Origin of the sequence: Candidatus Cryosericum odellii (assembly GCF_003570935.1) — a bacterium.
Classification (GTDB): domain Bacteria; phylum Caldisericota; class Caldisericia; order Cryosericales; family Cryosericaceae; genus Cryosericum; species Cryosericum odellii.
Genome location: NZ_QXIU01000095.1, coordinates 1 through 2,198, shown reverse-complemented (window position 1 = coordinate 2,198; position 2,198 = coordinate 1). Strand labels below are relative to the sequence as shown.

Annotated in this window: 4 protein-coding genes; 1 reads left to right on the top strand and 3 read right to left on the bottom strand. The window is 56.6% G+C overall.

The genetic code is table 11. The annotated features are described in order from the left end of the window. Positions 1 to 271: nucleoside phosphorylase (locus SMC5_RS03790; RefSeq protein WP_165848957.1), on the bottom strand; the 271-nt coding region annotated here is incomplete at its 3' end. Between the two features lie 34 nt (positions 272 to 305). Next, complete coding sequence (locus tag SMC5_RS03785) at positions 306 to 869, bottom strand: manganese efflux pump MntP (RefSeq protein WP_119119660.1); 564 nt, start codon at positions 867 to 869, stop codon at positions 306 to 308. 205 nt (positions 870 to 1,074) lie between these two features. Here SMC5_RS03785 and SMC5_RS03780 point away from each other — a divergent pair, with 205 nt between their 5' ends. Then, positions 1,075 to 1,746, top strand: a complete 672-nt coding sequence (locus SMC5_RS03780) for a glycerol-3-phosphate acyltransferase (protein WP_119119659.1) — start codon at positions 1,075 to 1,077, stop codon at positions 1,744 to 1,746. A 62-nt stretch (positions 1,747 to 1,808) separates the two neighbouring features. On the opposite strand, the gene SMC5_RS03775 is transcribed toward SMC5_RS03780, so the two are convergent. Continuing rightward, positions 1,809 to 2,198: amidohydrolase family protein (locus tag SMC5_RS03775; RefSeq protein ID WP_165848956.1), on the bottom strand; the 390-nt coding region annotated here is incomplete at its 5' end.

Here is a 2,198-nt window from a genome sequence, read left to right as displayed (position 1 = left end):
TCTCCGCACCGACCATCGCGAGTTCTTCGACTGCAATGGCGGTCGATGGACCTCCGATTCCGGTCGACGTCACCGAGACTTTCTCGCCCAGGAGCGTTCCCGTATATGTGACATACTCCCTGTTCTGCGCAACCTTCACCGGGTCGTCGAACCACCTGGCGATGACTTCACAGCGACCGGGGTCACCGGGCAGCAGAACGTACCTGCCAACATCACCCTGCTTCACCTTGATGTGATACTTGTACTCATCATTGAACAACGTATGTGCCATATATAAGCCTCCTTTCTTTCCGCAGCGATCCGTCCTAGTGCAATCCCTGGAGTAATATCCTGATCCCAATACCAATAAGGACAAGGCCACCCACAATCTCGGCCTTGCCCTTGACCAGCTTTCCGATGCTGCAACCAAGCAGAGTGCCTGCCAGCGAGAACACGAATGTCACCAGCCCGATAAGCAGGGCCGGCCACCAGATCGGTACTCGCAGCACCGACAAACTCAAACCAACCGCCAAAGCGTCGATGCTTGTAGCGATGGCAAGGATCAGCATGTCGCGCGTACTGCGCCTCTCTGCCTCGCAGTCGTTTTCATGCCCTCCACCATGCATGGCTTCGACAAGCATCTTGCCGCCGATGAACACGAGAAGACCGAACGCAACCCAGTGGCTGAAACTCTGGATAAGGTCTCTGAGCGCGAGACCCCCGAACCAGCCCAGCACAGGCATGAGCATCTGAAACCCACCAAACCACCAGCCTGGCCGTAACGCATCGCGCAGAGTCATTCGCTTTATCCGGCACCCATTCGCCACAGACACCGCGAACGCATCCATCGAAAGCCCCACCGCTATGACGAAAACAGTCCAGAAACCCATGCGGCCTCCACGACAGGGGTGATATCAGATGTATCACCAGAAACAACGATGATCACGGCTGTACGAGTGCATTGCATCGCGTAGCCAAGTATACCGGCAAGAGCCTGCTTTACAAGCCGGAACATTGATATAAACTCAGATTGCGAGTGAAAGCGGATCAGAGGCAACATAGTCAGGCATCGAGTAACGGTTCAGGAGGATCCTGATGAACATCTGGCTCAAGTACGGGGCATTGGTCGTGGCATCGTACCTGTGGGGTTCTGTTTGCTGGGGCCTTGTCCTCAGCTTCGTTGTCAAGCACGAAGATATTCGGCTGAAGGATAATCCCGGCCTTTCGGGGAGCGTCCGTCAATACGGTTGGGGCTATGGCCTTACTGTCGGGCTGCTCGACGTGATGAAGGGCTATCTGCTCAGCCTCGTCCTGCGTTCCATTGTCGTCCCCTCTTGGGTCCTGATTGCCTCGTTCATGGCTGTCATCGTCGGGCACAACTGGCCGGTCTTCTTCCAGTTCAGAGGTGGAGGCGGCGTCGCGACAACCTTGGGAATCCTGCTGCAGGGGTATCTGGTGGCAGTGCTCTGGGCTCTCCCCTTCGCAGCCATCGCCGGCGTCATCTGGAAGCTTGCCCCCCGTATCAAGGCCAAGATACACTTCTCTCCGTTTATTTCAGCAGTCGGAGCTGTCCCGATCGTCATCTGGATCGCCGTCCACAAGCCTTGGTACCCCGACTATATCATCGTCGTCGCTCTTGCTGCCTCAGTCCTTATCAAGGGCAATCAGTTCCACACCAACGCGCAACGGTTCCGCACCTACGCGTATGGCATGCGAGACCGCTTCATGGACCACTATCGAGACAACAATCCGCCGCCAACAACCTAGCGTTGGCGGCGGATACGCGAGAGAGAGCAAGGGCCCCTTCCGGGGCCCTTGCTCTTACCAACTCACGAGAGTGCGTATACCTCGTTTCCGCCGACGAACGTATGTTCAGTCACTCCTTCGGGTTCCCATGGCTGCGCTTTGAAAAGCGCCAGGTCAGCGACAGACCCAGGACATATTTCGCCATACCCGTCCAGACCAAGGATTCCGGCTGGAACGCTTGTGACGGACCCGAGAGCCTGTTCAGGAGAGATGCCCCGACCGACAAGAAGGCCCAGCGAGATCCGCAGATACTTGGCGGGATAGTTGGGATGGCCCGCGATGATGGCTGTGCGCGTTCCACTCCCGAGGAGAGCAACGGCATTCTCAGGATGCAGGCGCTTTGCCTCATCCACGCTTCTCGACATGATAATAGGGCCGAACGCTATCGTTACATCTTTTTCCTTGAGTTGGTC

What these genes read in the sequence shown, in the direction of transcription:
- SMC5_RS03780 (WP_119119659.1), top strand. Translation starts at nt 1,075, where the DNA reads ATGAACATCTGGCTCAAGTACGGGGCATTGGTCGTGGCATCGTACCTG.
- SMC5_RS03785 (WP_119119660.1), bottom strand. Translation starts at nt 869, where the DNA reads ATGGGTTTCTGGACTGTTTTCGTCATAGCGGTGGGGCTTTCGATGGAT.